This window comes from Thalassovita taeanensis, from assembly GCF_900110775.1.
In the GTDB taxonomy this organism is placed as follows: domain Bacteria; phylum Pseudomonadota; class Alphaproteobacteria; order Rhodobacterales; family Rhodobacteraceae; genus Litorimicrobium; species Litorimicrobium taeanense.
Genome location: NZ_FOEP01000003.1, coordinates 182,108 through 196,700 on the forward strand (window position 1 = coordinate 182,108; position 14,593 = coordinate 196,700).

A 14,593-nucleotide genomic window follows, 5' to 3' on the forward strand; every position below is an offset into this window, starting at 1 on the left:
ACTGTTAGCTGGCGGTGGCGGTCATGTTTTGTCTGCCGTCGGGGCCGCGCACCCACATCTGGCCATCGTTGCGCCAGCACAGGGTGGCCGGTTCGGTGTGCATCAAGGGGGCGGTGGCGCGAAAGCTGAAGGTGGTGAGGCTGCCGAGTTGGCGTTGGGCCTGCAGCATCAGCAGTTGTGCCAGCAGCGGGCCGTGGGTGACCAGCCCGGCATAGCCTTCGATGGTGCGAGCGTAGTCGAGATCGTAGTGGATCCGGTGGCCGTTGAAGGTGAGCGCGGAGTAGCGGAACAGCAGCGTTGAGTCGAAGTGGGCGGTTTCGGACAGGTCCTCATCTGTGGGGGCTTGTGGCGGTGTGGGCGTGGGGGCGCCGGGGGTGGGATCCTCGCGGTAGACGAGGTCTTGCCACTCGGTCAGGCAGAGGGTTTCGTTCTGGGTGATTTCGTGCCGCAGGGTGACGAAGCCGAGCGGGCCGCTGCGACCAGCCTTGCGGGTGGTGCTTTCGACGGTGGTGGTTTTGATGGCCGGGACGCCCGCCAAGAGCGGCGCGGCGAAGTGCAGGCGGCCACCGGCCCACATCCGGCGCGGCAGGCCAAGGTCGGGGATCAGGCCGGTGCCGGTGGCGGGGTGGCCATCGCGGCCCAGGTTGGTGGCGGGCTCGGGGTGCCAGAAGTAGATCTGGTGAAAGAAGGGCGGCAGGGGCGTGCCGGTCGTGACGGTCGCGGGCTGGCCAAGGCTGACGTGTAGCGCGGCGGCGCGGGCCGGGTCCATGGCATCGGTTTGACGGAGCGGTTTGGGGGCGTCATTCTGCATGGGCGGGACGGTACTGAGCCGCAGCAACAGGAGCAATCGGGAAAATGCAGCCAGCGGTGAGCGGTTTGGATCATTTGGTTCTGACGGTGGCGGATATTGCCGAGACCGTTCGGTTTTACGAGGCGGTTCTGGGGATGACGGCGCAGAGTTTCGTGGCGGCGGATGGCGGCATGCGGTGGGCGCTGGGGTTCGGCGCGCAGAAGATCAACCTGCATCAGTTGGGCGCGGAGTTTGAGCCGAAGGCGCGGCGGGCGACAGCGGGGTCGGCTGATTTGTGTTTCCTGAGCGATGTGGCGGTGGCGCAGTGGCAGGCGCATTTTGCAGCGCAGGGCGTGGCGGTTGAGGCCGGGCCGGTGGCGCGCACGGGGGCGGGCGGGCCGATTGTGTCGCTGTATCTGCGGGACCCGGATGGCAACCTGATTGAGGTGTCGAACCGGGTGTGAGGTGCGCGCCGGGGTGGCGCGCTGAGGATCGGCAGCCGGAGGCTGCCCTTTGGTTGGGCTGGCGGTGATCCGGCATGAAAAAGGCGCGCCGGGGAGGGCGCGCCTTGGTCAGGTGGTTTTGGGTGATCAGTTCGGCAGGATCACGATATCGACGCGGCGGTTTTGCGCGCGGCCTTGGGGGGTGAGGTTGGTGGCGATGGGCTGATCCTCGCCCCGGCCAATGGTCTGCACCCGGTTTGCCGACACGCCCGAGTTGATCAGGATGCTGGAGACCGACGAGGCGCGTCGCTGAGACAGGTCAAGGTTATAAGCGGCCGAGCCGGTGTTGTCGGTGTGGCCAACGACCTGAACCCGCGAGTCAGGATAGCGGTTGAGGCTGGCGGCGACGGCGCGCAGGTCGTCTTGCAGGATCGGCTGGACATAGGTGCTGTCGGTCGCGAACAGGATGTCTTGCGGCATGGTCACGATCAGGCGGTCACCAGTGTTGGTGATCTGGACGTTGCTGTCGAGGCTTTGGCGCAGTTCGGCCTCTTGCTTGTCGATGTTATAGCCGATGCCCGCGCCGATGCCTGCGCCGAGCAGGCCGCCGATGACGGCACCTTTGCCCTCGTCCTTGCTGACCATGGCGCCGGTGACGGCCCCCAGAACGCCGCCGAGAATGGCGCCTTGCTGTGTGTTCTGGTTGGGGTTTGTGCCGCCGACCTGCGAGGGATCGGTGCAGGCGGTGACGGTCAGAAGCGATGCGCCTGCCAGAAGCAGGGCTGCTTTGGAAACTCGGGTGGTGATCATGGACATTTGCCTCATTGGTTTTTCCGAACGGATCGGATCACCAACGAATATATGGGCGCAATGGTTCCATCCCAAGACCTGAATATCGGGCGGTCGGCGATTTTTCGCGTATTGGGGCGTGGATTAGCCTTCGGCGCGGGCGGATTCGTAGGCCAGCATCGCGCGTTTCATCGGCAGGCCCCAGTGATAACCGCCAAGCCCGCCGGATTTGCGCAGGGCACGGTGGCAGGGGATCAGCCAGCTGACCGGGTTGCGGCCCACGGCGGTGCCGACGGCGCGCACGGCGCGGGGGGTGCCGATGCTTTGTGCGATCTCGGAATAGGTGGTGACCTGGCCTGAGGGGATGCGCAGCAGGGCCTCCCAGACTTTGATCTGGAAGGGTGCGCCGATCATGTGCAGGGCGGTTTCGCCTTTGCCCGCGAAGGCCGCTTCGACCCAAGCGGCGATGGCGTTGGGGTTTTCGGTGAACTGCGCGTTGGGCCAGCGGGCGGTCAGGTCGGCCATGGCAAGGCCGCGCGAGGATTCGGCGGTAAAGCCCAGCCCGCACAGGCCGCGACCGGTGCCCATTGCCAGCACCTCGCCAAACGGGCTGTCGAACCAGCCGAAGTGAATGGTCAGGTCTGCGCCGCGGCGGGCGAAATCGCCGGGGCTCATGGCCTCCCATCGCAGGAACAGGTCATGCAGGCGCCCGGTGCCGGACAGACCAGTGGCGTGGGCGGCCTCAAGGGTGGTGAAATGCGCGGCCAGCAGGGCCTTGGCGTGGCCCAGCGTCAGGTATTGCTGAAACCGCTTGGGCGAGACCCCGGCCCATTGCGAGAACAGGCGCTGGAAGTGCGCGGGGCTCATCCCCATCTGATTGGCCAGCTGATCAAGGGTCAGCGATGGCCCGCCCGCGTCGATCAGGTCGATCGCGCGGCGCATGACGTTGTAGTGGTATCCCTGTTCGGGCGGCTGGTGCAGCATCGGGGCCTCCTGTCGTTATGGCGACAATAGCGCAGTGCGCTGTGGCCCTGCGACCCGAATGTTGCGGTAAACTGCGCAAAAGAGGTGTGCGGACTTGTTCGGGCGCGTGGCATTGGGCATACGGGGAAACATGGCCAAGCAGCTTGATTATCACACGATCCGAGAGATCTTTACCCGGTTCCACGCGGCCGAGCCCGAGCCCAAGGGCGAGTTGGAGCATGTGAACGTCTATACGCTGGTGGTGGCGGTGGCGCTGAGCGCGCAGGCGACCGATGCGGGGGTGAACAAGGCCACGCGCGGGTTGTTTGCGGTGGCCGACACGCCGGAAAAGATGCTGGCGCTGGGGCTGGAAGGCGTGACCGAGCATATCAAGACAATCGGGTTGTTCCGCCAGAAGGCCAAGAACGTGATCAAGTTGAGCCAGATCCTGGTCGATGAATACGATGGCGAGGTGCCAAATTCTCGCGCGGCGCTGCAATCGCTGCCGGGGGTGGGGCGCAAGACCGCGAATGTGGTGCTGAACATGTGGTGGGGGATGCCCGCACAGGCGGTGGATACGCATATCTTCCGCTTCGGCAATCGCAGCGGCGTGTGCCCCGGCAAGGATGTCATCGCAGTCGAGCGCGCCATCGAAGACAATATCCCAGCCGATTTTCAGCGCCATGCGCACCACTGGATGATCCTGCACGGGCGCTATATCTGCGTCGCGCGTAAACCGAAATGTAATGCATGCCTGATCCGTGATCTGTGCGAATTTGAGGATAAGACCCCATGAAGAAATATCAGGTTGTCGGGATCGGCAATGCCATCGTCGATGTAATCAGTCAGTCCGACGACAGTTTCCTGGAGCTGATGGGTATTCAGAAAGGCATCATGCAACTGGTCGAGCGCGAGCGCGGCGAGTTGCTGTATGGTGCGATGCAGAACCGGCGGCAGATGCCCGGCGGCTCGGTCGCGAATACGCTGGCGGGGCTGGGCAATCTGGGGCTGTCGACGGCGTTCATTGGCCGGGTGCATGACGATGCGTTGGGCCGATTTTATGCCAGCGAGATGGCGCAGGGCGGCACCGAGTTCGTCAATGCGCCGGTGCCGGGGGGCGAATTGCCGACCTCGCGTTCGATGATCTTTGTCTCGCCGGATGGCGAGCGGTCGATGAACACCTATCTGGGGATTTCGTCCGATCTGGGCCCGGAGGACGTGTCCGAGGATGTCGCCGGGCAGGCGGCGATCCTGTTCCTTGAAGGGTATCTGTACGATAAGCCCAAGGGGAAAGAGGCATTCGAGGCCGCGGCACGGGCGTGCCGCAAGGGCGGCGGCAAGGCGGGGATCGCCCTGTCCGATCCGTTCTGTGTCGACCGGCACCGGGACAGTTTCCGCGAGCTGGTCAAGGAACTGGACTATGTGATCGGCAATCAGCACGAGTGGGAAGCGCTGTATCAGACGGACCTGTCTTCGGCTCTGGAACAGGCGGCGACGGACGCCGGGCTGGTGGTGTGCACTCGTTCCGGGCACGACGTCGTACTGGTGCAGGGTGACGAAAAGGCCGTGGTGCCGGTACAAGAGATCGTGCCGGTGGATGCAACCGGCGCAGGCGATCAGTTCGCGGCGGGGTTCCTCTATGGCTATGCGACCGGGCAGACGCTTGAGGTGTCAGGGCGGATGGGCTGCGTGGCAGCGGCCGAGGTGATCAGTCATTTCGGCGCGCGACCCGAAGCCGAGTTGAAAGCACTTTTCCGCAAGGCGGGCCTGATCGGATAACAACTGGCGCGGCGTTTGGCTCGCCGGTTCGCAGTGAGTATTTGAATCAGAAAGAAACAGATGTGCGCCCCGCTCTCCGGGCCGATCGGAATGGATCGGGGGGAGGGCAGGGCGGCTTCTCTCTGAGCGGTCATCGGCTCTCCAGCCTGTACCGCGACGTCATCATCGCGCATTAACCTTAATGGGCCGTTACTGGTTTCTTTCTGACAGAAATACTCACTGCGCAGGGTCAGCCAAACTCACCAGCGATGAAGCGGCGCGTTTCTTCGTGGCTCGGGGCGGTGAATATCTGTTCCGTCGGGCCGATTTCCAGCAACCGACCGAGGTGAAAATAGGCAACCCGGTCCGCGACGCGGCGGGCCTCGTTCATCGAGTGGGTGATGACGACAACTGAATGATCGGGGCGCAGGGTCAGCATCAATTCCTCGACCTTGGCGGTGGCGATCGGGTCGATGGAGCCGGTGGGCTCGTCCATCAGCAGGATCTCGGGCTGTGTGGACAGGGCGCGGGCGATGCACAGGCGTTGCTGCTGGCCGCCGGACAGGTCAGTGCCGTCCTTGGTGTGCAGCTCGTCCTTGACCTCGTCCCACAGGTGGGCGCGGCGCAGGCAGTCTTCGACATGGGCTTCCATATCCGCATGGGTGCGCATCAGCCCGTGGATGCGTGGGCCGTAAGCGACGTTGTCCCAGATCGTGGCGGGGAAGGGGTTGGGCTTTTGCGCCACCCAACCGAAGCGGCGGCGCAGCATCGGCGGGTCGACCCAAGGCGCGCGGATGTCTTCGCCGTGCAGGGTGATGGTGCCGGTGCAGTGCACGCTTCGCACATCGTCATGCATGCGGTTCAGGCATTTCAGCGCGGTGGATTTGCCGCAGCCCGAGGGGCCGATGAAGGCGAGGATCTCGCTTGGGAAGAGGTCGAAATTGACGTCTTCCAGCGCCTGTTTTTCATCGTACCACAGGTTGAGGTCGCGAACCGACAAGATCGGTGCGCGGTTGGAGCGGGGCGGGTGTGTCGGGGTATTCGGGGCAGTGAATTCATCAAGCATCATGGCCTCCTGTCCGGTGTGTCGCGGGCAGGAGGCCACAGATCGCGGGGGCGCTATTTGATCTGGGTCGTGTTTCGGTAAATCTTCATGAAAAATTCATGAATCTGTTACCCGCCGAGCTTGGCGTGCACCTCGTCCAGGTCGATCTCGCCGATTGGCATTTTGTTCGAGGGATCCTGAAAATCATATTTGAACAGGTCGAAGTCACGTTTGTAGATTTCATAGATCAGGTGCATCGACAGGTCGTCGAAGTAATCCTCGACTGGGTGGGCGCGTTTGGGGCCGTGGCCTTCGGATTCGTTGAAGCGCGGGATTTTGGCCAGATCGACCTTTTTCGGGGTCTCGATGGCGTCCAGCACCTGTTGCATGCCATCGTTGAACTTTTCGGTCCAGATGATGCGGTCGTATTGCCCGCCGTTGGCGATAAAGGTCGAGACATGGCCAGACATGGCTGACCAATGAATGTCCGGGTCCATCGGTTTGCGCCAGCGGATGGTATCGCGCGCGAACAGCAGGAAGCGACGGAAGCTTTTTATCTGATCGAAGTCGTCTTTGCCGTCATCGCCGCCGACCTCGATCCCGTATTTCTGAATCAGCAGCGGCACGAGGTTGCCGCGATAGCGTTTGCCGTTGCGCTGAATGCCGCAGATCTTGTCAAAGAAGCTGGACAGGATGCGGGTATAGGGGTTGCGCACGCAGGTGAAGGCATAGGAGCTGTGGGTCTTCACGGTCTCTTCGATCAGGGACTGGCTGTCGTCGAAGGCCCATTTGTGCATTCCGTCCTTGGCATCGTGGATATCGCCATCGAAAAACTTGCCGTGATCAGAATAATAAATGATCTGCCCGATGGTCGAGCAGGCGCATTTCGGAACGACGCGGTAGACCACGCTTTCGCTTTCGGTCATCCAAGTGCCGGGAAAACCCATGAAACAATGCCTCCAATTGGTGCGTCTTTTAGTATGGTTGTTTATAACAACTTGTAAAAAAGCAAAGAAAGTCGGTTTATTCAATCTCGGTTCACCTTTATCTAGGTAAACAATAGCGAAAAGCAGGGGTCGTCGTTTCCGAAATGGCAAGAATTGCGTTCATCCTTCTGTGCCACAAGGACCCGGATGCCATCATCAAGCAGGCCGAGCGTCTGACGGCGGCCGGTGACTACATGGCGATCCATTTCGATGCGCGTGCCAAGCCCGCGCATTTTTGGGCGATCCGTCAGGCTTTGGCGGGCAATCCCAACGTCACCTTCGCGCGCAAGCGAATCAAATGCGGCTGGGGGGAGTGGTCCTTGGTGCAGGCGACGCTGAACGCCGTCAGCGCGGCGTTGGAGGCGTTTCCGCGGGCAACGCATTTCTATATGCTGTCGGGCGACTGCATGGCGATCAAGTCGGCGGAATACGTCCATGAGTTTCTGGACGAACGCGACTGCGACTATGTCGAAAGTTTCGATTTCTTCGAAAGCGACTGGATCAAAACCGGGATGAAGGAAGACCGGTTGGTTTACCGGCACTATTTCAATGAACGCACCCAGCCCAAGCGCTATTACTGGAGCTATATGGCGCAGAAAAAGCTGGGGCTGACGCGCGATGTTCCGGCGGATATTCAAGTGCAGATCGGCAGTCAGTGGTGGTGCCTGCGCCGCCGGACAATCGAGTGGATCATGGAGTTTACCCGGACGCGCAAGGATGTGATGGCGTTTTTCCGCACGACCTGGATCCCGGATGAGACATTTTTCCAGACGCTGGTGCGGCATCTGGTGCCCGAAGATGAGATCAAGGCGCGCACGCTGACGTTTTTGCTGTTCTCGGATTACGGAATGCCGGTGACGTTTTACAACGACCACTATGATCTGTTGTTGAGTCAGGATTTCCTGTTTGCGCGCAAAATCAGCCCCGAGGCGAAAGAGCTGAAATCGCGGCTGGGGGCGCTGTATGCGGCGGAGGGCGTGGAGTTCAAGGTCTCGAACGAGGGGCGCAGCCTGTATCAGTTTCTGACCGGGCGCGGCCGGATGGGGCGGCGGTTCGGGATGCGGTTCTGGGAAACCGAAAGCACGCTGGGCCGCGAGCGCGAGTTGCTGATCGTGATCTGCAAGAAATGGCACGTCGCAAAGCGGCTGCTGGAGAATGTACGTCAGGTGACGAATATTCCGGCCATCGAGTATCTGTTCAACGAAGAAAGCACGCCACTGCCCGATTTGGGCGGGATCCAGTCGACTTTGGGCAAGCGGACGCGGCACCGGCGGGCGCTGATGCGGATGCTGTTTGATTATTTCGACAGTGACCGTCTGATCATCTGTCTGGATCCGGGCGCGATTGACCTGTTGCATGATTTTTGTGGTGACCGGTCCACGACGCGCCTGTTGGAAGTGGAATGCCGGTTTTCCGACGAATACCTGACCGGTCATGCCATGCGGGTGGGGCTGGCGGGCGAGCAGACCTCGCCGGAGACGTTGGAGCGGTTGCTGCCGACGATCCGCCATGACATGACATTTGAAAGCGACGCGATCCGGGACGCGAGTTTTGAAAACTTGAACCGGATGCGGGAGACTGACAGTTTCGAGAGCAACGCGGTCAGCGTGAGCCGTTTTCTGGGCATCTCTCAGGACAAGGCGCATGAGATCGTTTCGACGGATTACCTTTTTGCAGACTGAGGTGCGCGATGGCTTATGCCTATGATGAGAATAACATTTTCGCCAAGATTTTGCGCGGCGAGATTCCTAACAAGACAGTGCTGGAGACCGAGCACTCGCTGGCGTTTCACGACATTCGCCCGCAGGCGCCGGTGCATGTGCTGGTGATCCCCAAGGGGCCGTATGTGACCTATGATCATTTCGCGCTGGAGGCTGAGGCCGACGAGATCGTGGATTTCAACCGCACCGTGGGCGAGGTCTGCAAGATGATGGACGTGCAGCCTGGCATGGGCGGCGGCGGGTATCGGATGATTTCGAACGCGGGCGAGGCCGGGGTGCAGGAAGTACCGCATCTGCATATCCATATTCTGGGTGGTCGCTGGATGGGGCGGATGGTGCCGAAAGCCGAGTAAGGCGCGATTGCGCAGGAACCGGGTCGTTTTCGGGGGTGTGCGTGCGGCAGGGTGGGGCCGAAAGGAAACCCTGCAATGGCCATGACTTTTGTCGCTTTGCCGACCGAGGTCGTGCGCGCCTATCAACAAGGGGCGCACGACGCCAACGGACAGGTGCCCGAGCGCGCCGTATCAGAGGGGGGCGGCAATCCTTGCCGTCACTGCCTGCGGATGATTGCAGAGGGGGCCGGGATGCTGATCTTGGCGCATCGACCGTTCCCGGCACCGCAGCCCTATGCCGAAGTCGGCCCGATTTTCCTGTGTGCTGAGCCCTGCGCGCGTGGTGGGGGCGAAGCTGTGCCCGAGATGCTGGCCTCGCCCGAGTATATCGTGCGTGGCTATGGCCCGGATGACCGGATCATTTATGGCACGGGGGCGGTGGTCCCGACCGAGGCGATCAGCGCGCGGGCCGAGGCGCATCTGGCGGATCCGCGTGTGGCCTATGTGCATGTGCGATCGGCGCGCAACAATTGTTATCAGCTGCGGGTTGATCGGGCTCAGGACGCCTTCGGCGAGAGTATTTTGATCAGAAAGAAACGCGAGGCGCGTTAACCTTGATGTGGGGTTAATGCGCCTCGGCCCAGTTGTGGCCTTGGCCTGCGTCCACGGTCAGCGGCACCGAGAGGTGCAGGACGGGGGCGGCGGCGCCTTCCATGATCTCGCGCGCGACGGCGATGACCTGATCGGTGGCGTTTTCGTCGACCTCGAACAGCAATTCGTCATGCACCTGTAGCAGCATCGTGGCGGGCAGATCGGCGATGGCTGCGGGCATGCGCACCATGGCGCGGCGAATCACGTCAGCGGCGGTGCCTTGGATCGGTGCGTTGATCGCGGCGCGCTGTGCGAAACCGGCGCGGGGGCCTTTGGCGGCGATCTCTGGTGTGTGGATCTTGCGACCGAACATGGTTTGGACATAGCCGTGCTCTTTGGCGAAGGCTTTGGTCGCATCCATATAGCTGCGGATGCCGGGGAAGCGTTCGAAGTAGCGGTCGATGAAGCCCTGCGCCTCGGCCCGCGGGATGCGCAGGTTGCGGGCGAGGCCGAAGCCAGAGATCCCGTAGATCACGCCGAAGTTGATCGCCTTGGCGCGGCGGCGGATGTCGGGGGTCATGTCCTCCATCGGGACGCCGAACATTTCGGAGGCGGTCATGGCGTGGATGTCCTGCCCCTGTTTGAACGCCTCTTTCAGGGCGTCGATGTCGGCCATTTCCGCCAGAATGCGCAGTTCGATCTGAGAGTAGTCGAGGCTGATCAGGGTTTTGCCTTCGCCCGCGATGAAGGCTTCGCGGATGCGGCGGCCTTCTTCCGAGCGGACGGGAATGTTTTGCAGGTTCGGGTCGGAGGAGGCGAGACGGCCGGTATTGGCACCGGTTTGCAGATAGGAGGTGTGGACGCGGCCGGTTTCGGGGTTGATATGGTCCTGAAGCGCGTCGGTATAGGTGGATTTCAGCTTGCTGAGCTGGCGCCAGTCGAGCACGCGGGCGGGCAGGTCGTGTTCGGTGGCGAGGTCTTCGAGCACGTCGGCACCGGTGGCATAGGCGCCGGTCTTGCCTTTCTTGCCGCCCTCGAGGGCCATTTTGTCGAACAGAATTTCGCCCAGTTGTTTTGGGGAGCCGACGTTGAACGTCTCGCCCGCGAGCTCGTGAATTTCTGCCTCGAGCCCGGCCATTTTCTGGGCAAAGGCGTTGGACATGCGGCTGAGTGTATCGCGGTCGACCTTGATGCCTGCCATTTCCATTTGGGCCAGCACCGGCACCAGCGGGCGTTCGAGGGTTTCATAGACGGTGGTGACGCGGGTTTGGTGCAGCTGTGGTTTGAAAAGCTGCCACAGGCGCAGGGTGATGTCGGCGTCTTCGGCGGCATATTTCACGGCGTCGTCGATCGGCACGCGGTCGAAGGTGATCATGGATTTGCCCGAGCCGAGCAGTGATTTAATCGGGATCGGCGTGTGGTTCAGGTAGCGTTCCGAGAGCGTATCCATGCCGTGGCCATGCAGGCCCGCGTTCATCGCATAGGACATCAGCATGGTGTCGTCGATCGGGGCCACGCGCACGCCGCGGCGGGCGAAAATCTTGGCGTCGTATTTCATGTTCTGGCCGATTTTCAGAACTGAGGGATCTTCCAGAAGCGGCTTTAGCGCGGCTAGAACCGCATCGCTGTTCAACTGCCCCTTGGCCAGCGTGTCAGAGCCAAACAGGTCGTCGGCGGCGCCCTGTTTGTGGGTCAGCGGGATATAGCAGGCCTGCCCGGCCTCGATACACAGCGAAATGCCCACCAGTTCGGCGCGCATTTCGTCCAGCGAGGTGGTTTCGGTATCGACTGCGACATAGCCCCGCTCATACGCCTGCGCGATCCAGCCCTCAAGCGCGGGCATATCCGCAATGCGGGCATAGGTATCGGGGGCAAAGGGCAGGGCGGAGGGCGTATCCGGCGCACCGGGCTCGGCACCTGCGGGGTCGGTGTCAGGGATGGCGGGGGCGGCCACGCCAAGTGCGTCGGAAATCCGCTTGGTCAGGGTGCGGAATTCCATTTCGGTCAGGAACGTCAGCAGGGTTTCGGGGTCGGGCTCGCGGACCTCAAGATCATCCAGGGTGAAGTCCAGCGGCGTGTTGCAGTCCAGTTCGACCAACTTGCGCGACAGCTCGATCTGGGCGCGCTTTTCGATCAGGGTCTCGCGGCGCTTGGGCTGTTTGATTTCACCCGCGCGGTCAAGCAAGGTTTCCAGATCGCCGTATTCATTGATCAGCAAGGCGGCGGTTTTGATGCCAATGCCGGGCGCGCCGGGCACGTTATCGACGCTGTCGCCGGCCAGCGCCTGAACATCCACCACGCGTTCCGGCGGCACGCCGAATTTCTCGATCACGCCATCGCGGTCGATGCGCTTGTTCTTCATGGCGTCGAACATTTCCACACCGCCGCCAACCAGCTGCATCAGATCCTTGTCCGAGGAAATGATTGTCACCTGCCCACCGGCATCGCGCGCCTGACAGGACAGGGTGGCGATGATGTCGTCGGCCTCGAACCCTTCAAGCTCCTTGCACGCGATGTTGAACGCTTCGGTCGCGCGCCGGGTCAGGGGCATCTGCGGGCGCAGATCCTCGGGCATGGCTTCGCGGTTGGCCTTGTAGAGGTCGTAAAGGTCGTTGCGAAACGTGTGGCTGCCCTTGTCGAAAATCACCGCGACATGGGTGGGGGCGTCTGACCCATTGTTGCCGTCGATATAGCGCTGCAACATGTTGCAGAACCCGGCCACGGCACCGATCGGCAGGCCATCGGATTTACGCGTCAGGGGCGGCAACGCATGATAGGCCCGAAAGATGAAGGCCGAGCCGTCGATCAGGTGCAGGTGGCAACCTTTTCCGAAATCCATCACACGTGTCTCCCTGTGTGTGCGACGCGGCCAATGCCTGCCACGCGGCGCGCGCCACGGCCAGATGGCATCACATCCTGTGTTTCTTTCTGATGCAAATACTCACTGCGCCACGCTGAACCGCCGCGCGGTGTCGCGGGTTATGCGGCCTCAGAGCCTTTGAGCACATATTTCGCATCGCAATAGGGGCATTCGACATAGCCCGTATCTTCGGGAATATGCAGCCAGACGCGAGGGTGGCCAAGCGCGCCGTCCCCACCGTCACAGGCGATCTTGGAGCTTTCCACAATCTTGGTTTCCGGCGCTTGGGTCGTCATCTGGGACGTTTCCTTTTGGCTGCAAAAGTTCTAGGTGCATTTATGAGCGATCAAACCGGCAGGGGCAAGAGTGGCATGGGCGACAATGCGATCGAAATCCGAGGTCTGCGCAAGACCTATGGTGGGGCCAAGGGGCAACCGGCCAAAGAGGCGCTCAAGGGCATTGATCTGGATATTCCGCAGGGGTCGGTTTTTGGCCTGTTGGGGCCGAACGGCGCCGGGAAATCGACACTGATCAACATTCTGGCCGGGTTGGTGACCAAGACGGCGGGGCATGTGACGATCTGGGGCTTCGATCAGGATGTGAACCCGCGTCAGAGCCGCGCCTCGATCGGGGTGATGCCGCAGGAGCTGAATCTTGATCCATTCTTCAGCCCGCGTGGCGCGTTGGAGGTTCAGGCCGGTCTGTACGGCGTGCCGAAGGCACAGCGCAAAAGCGACGAAATTCTGGCGCTGATCGGGTTGGAGGACAAGGCCGATGCCTATGCCCGCACCCTGTCAGGCGGAATGCGGCGGCGGTTGCTGCTGGGCAAGGCCTTGGTGCATCATCCACATATTCTGGTGCTGGACGAGCCGACGGCGGGGGTGGATATCGAGCTGCGGCAGATGCTGTGGGCCAATGTGCGCAAGCTGAACGAACAGGGCATGACGATCATTCTGACGACGCATTACCTGGAAGAAGCCGAAGAGATGTGCGACCAGATCGCCATCATCAATCAGGGCGAGGTGGTGGCGCGCGACAGCACCGCCAACTTGCTGGGCCGGATTGACGCCAAGGCCATGGTCATTCACCCTGAAACCGCCCCGACCACCCTGCCGCAGGCGCCGGGGATCGTGGTCGAGCAGCGCGCTGACGGGGCGCTTGTGCTGAACTATCATGCGCATGAAACCTCGGCGGAGCAGGTGCTTGAAGCCGTGCGTAACGCCGGGATTCGCATTCGCGACGTAAAAACCGAAGAGGCAGATCTTCAGGATGTGTTCCTGGAGCTGACCCGAAGCTGAGGATGAACCATGGCGGATGACCATAACCACGACCACGGACATGACCACAAACATGACCACGGGGGTGGCAAGGGGCATGGCCACGGTCACGGGCATCACCACCATCACCCCGATCTGGACGGTGGCGACAAGCGCGTCGTCGCGGCGGTGGTGGTCAATATCCTGCTGACGCTGGCGCAGATCGTGGCGGGGGTCATTTCCGGCTCACTGGCGCTGGTTGCGGATGCGATCCACAACCTGAGCGATGCCTTGTCGTTGGTGATCGCGTTTTTCGCCCGGCGGATCGGCAAGCGCCCGGCGGATGAAACCATGACCTTTGGCTATGGCCGGGCCGAGGTGGTGGCGGCGCTGATCAACTATACCACGCTGATCGTGGTGGCGGTCTATCTGGCGGCTGAGGGCGTGCAGCGGTTGTTCAACCCGGCCGAGGTCGAGGGCTGGATCGTGGTTGTGGTCGCGGCGGTGGCGTTGCTGATCGACACGGTGACGGCGCTTCTGGTGTTCCGGCTGAGCAAGGAAAGCGCCAATATGCGCGCGGCGTTCCTGCACAATGTGGCGGACGCGATGGGCTCGGTCGCGGTGATCGTGGGCGGGACGCTGATCCTGCTGTACGACTGGCGGCTGGTGGACCCGATAGTGACGCTGCTGATCTCGGGGTATATCTTGTGGCACAGTTGGCAGGGGATCATGCCGGTGATCCGCATTCTGATGCTGGCCAGCCCCGAGGATACCAATTTGGATCAGGTCCTGGACAGCCTGCGCGCGGTCGAGGGCGTGGACAGTGTGCACCACCTGCATCTGTGGCGGATGCAGGAGCATGAGGTCGCGCTGGACACGCATGTGGTGCTGGATGGATCGCACCCGGCCGAGGTGGTCAAGGCGTCGGTCAAGCAGGTGTTGAGCAGTCGGTTCGACATTTCCCACACCGTGCTGGAGCTGGAAGAACCCGGGGCGCAGTGCATGGACCAGCAGGTGATCGGGCACTGAAAGCTTTGCGGCAGGTGCAACAAAACGCTT

Annotated in this window: 15 protein-coding genes; 8 read left to right on the forward strand and 7 right to left on the reverse strand. The window is 61.9% G+C overall.

Annotated elements, in window-relative coordinates; genetic code table 11:
• Positions 1 to 4 precede the first annotated feature (4 nt).
• Complete coding sequence (locus tag BSF79_RS05625; protein ID WP_090268881.1) at positions 5 to 811, reverse strand: HTD2 family dehydratase; 807 nt, start codon at positions 809 to 811, stop codon at positions 5 to 7.
• A 44-nt stretch (positions 812 to 855) separates the two neighbouring features.
• On the opposite strand from BSF79_RS05625, the gene BSF79_RS05630 reads away from it, so the two are divergent.
• Complete coding sequence (locus BSF79_RS05630) at positions 856 to 1,254, forward strand: VOC family protein (RefSeq protein WP_090268882.1); 399 nt, start codon at positions 856 to 858, stop codon at positions 1,252 to 1,254.
• Between the two features lie 126 nt (positions 1,255 to 1,380).
• Here BSF79_RS05630 and BSF79_RS05635 read toward each other — a convergent pair whose 3' ends face one another.
• Both BSF79_RS05635 and BSF79_RS05640 read right to left on the reverse strand, forming a co-directional pair.
• Positions 1,381 to 2,049 (reverse strand): YiaD family glycine zipper/OmpA-like lipoprotein, encoded by a 669-nt coding sequence (locus BSF79_RS05635; protein ID WP_483887644.1) that lies wholly within the window; start codon positions 2,047 to 2,049, stop codon positions 1,381 to 1,383.
• 117 nt (positions 2,050 to 2,166) lie between these two features.
• Positions 2,167 to 3,006: a methylated-DNA--[protein]-cysteine S-methyltransferase gene (locus tag BSF79_RS05640; protein WP_090268884.1), complete on the reverse strand. Its 840-nt coding sequence runs from the start codon at positions 3,004 to 3,006 to the stop codon at positions 2,167 to 2,169.
• 130 nt (positions 3,007 to 3,136) lie between these two features.
• On the opposite strand from BSF79_RS05640, the gene nth reads away from it, so the two are divergent.
• Entirely contained in the window at positions 3,137 to 3,781 is a 645-nt protein-coding gene (gene nth / locus BSF79_RS05645; RefSeq protein WP_090268885.1) for an endonuclease III, read from the forward strand.
• The gene (locus tag BSF79_RS05650; RefSeq protein ID WP_090268886.1) at positions 3,778 to 4,764 is read left to right on the forward strand and encodes an adenosine kinase; all 987 of its coding nucleotides are present in this window, start codon (positions 3,778 to 3,780) and stop codon (positions 4,762 to 4,764) included. Before nth ends, BSF79_RS05650 begins: the two co-directional genes overlap by 4 nt.
• 229 nt (positions 4,765 to 4,993) lie before the next feature.
• Here BSF79_RS05650 and BSF79_RS05655 read toward each other — a convergent pair whose 3' ends face one another.
• Both BSF79_RS05655 and BSF79_RS05660 read right to left on the reverse strand, forming a co-directional pair.
• Positions 4,994 to 5,809: a phosphate ABC transporter ATP-binding protein gene (locus BSF79_RS05655; RefSeq protein ID WP_090269094.1), complete on the reverse strand. Its 816-nt coding sequence runs from the start codon at positions 5,807 to 5,809 to the stop codon at positions 4,994 to 4,996.
• Positions 5,810 to 5,916: 107 nt separating this feature from the next.
• Entirely contained in the window at positions 5,917 to 6,735 is an 819-nt protein-coding gene (locus tag BSF79_RS05660; protein WP_090268887.1) for a sulfotransferase family protein, read from the reverse strand.
• Between the two features lie 143 nt (positions 6,736 to 6,878).
• Here BSF79_RS05660 and BSF79_RS05665 point away from each other — a divergent pair, with 143 nt between their 5' ends.
• The 3 genes from BSF79_RS05665 (at position 6,879) to BSF79_RS05675 (ending at position 9,439) form a co-directional block, all read left to right on the forward strand.
• Positions 6,879 to 8,456, forward strand: coding sequence for a DUF5928 domain-containing protein (locus BSF79_RS05665; RefSeq protein ID WP_090268888.1), 1,578 nt, complete (start codon positions 6,879 to 6,881; stop codon positions 8,454 to 8,456).
• A gap of 8 nt (positions 8,457 to 8,464) precedes the next feature.
• Positions 8,465 to 8,848, forward strand: coding sequence for a histidine triad nucleotide-binding protein (locus BSF79_RS05670; protein ID WP_090268889.1), 384 nt, complete (start codon positions 8,465 to 8,467; stop codon positions 8,846 to 8,848).
• 75 nt (positions 8,849 to 8,923) lie between these two features.
• Positions 8,924 to 9,439 carry a DUF1203 domain-containing protein gene (locus tag BSF79_RS05675; protein WP_090268890.1) on the forward strand — a complete coding sequence of 172 codons (516 nt, stop codon included), beginning with the start codon at positions 8,924 to 8,926 and terminating at the stop codon, positions 9,437 to 9,439.
• 13 nt (positions 9,440 to 9,452) lie between these two features.
• Here BSF79_RS05675 and polA read toward each other — a convergent pair whose 3' ends face one another.
• Both polA and BSF79_RS05685 read right to left on the reverse strand, forming a co-directional pair.
• The gene (polA, locus tag BSF79_RS05680) at positions 9,453 to 12,257 is read right to left on the reverse strand and encodes a DNA polymerase I (protein WP_090268891.1); all 2,805 of its coding nucleotides are present in this window, start codon (positions 12,255 to 12,257) and stop codon (positions 9,453 to 9,455) included.
• A 140-nt stretch (positions 12,258 to 12,397) separates the two neighbouring features.
• Positions 12,398 to 12,574, reverse strand: a complete 177-nt coding sequence (locus BSF79_RS05685) for a zinc-finger domain-containing protein (RefSeq protein ID WP_090268892.1) — start codon at positions 12,572 to 12,574, stop codon at positions 12,398 to 12,400.
• 75 nt (positions 12,575 to 12,649) lie between these two features.
• Here BSF79_RS05685 and BSF79_RS05690 point away from each other — a divergent pair, with 75 nt between their 5' ends.
• Both BSF79_RS05690 and BSF79_RS05695 read left to right on the forward strand, forming a co-directional pair.
• Positions 12,650 to 13,576 (forward strand): ABC transporter ATP-binding protein, encoded by a 927-nt coding sequence (locus tag BSF79_RS05690; RefSeq protein ID WP_090269095.1) that lies wholly within the window; start codon positions 12,650 to 12,652, stop codon positions 13,574 to 13,576.
• 9 nt (positions 13,577 to 13,585) lie between these two features.
• On the forward strand, positions 13,586 to 14,563 hold the full coding sequence (locus tag BSF79_RS05695) for a cation diffusion facilitator family transporter (RefSeq protein WP_090268893.1): 978 nt from the start codon (positions 13,586 to 13,588) through the stop codon (positions 14,561 to 14,563).
• Positions 14,564 to 14,593 lie beyond the last annotated feature (30 nt).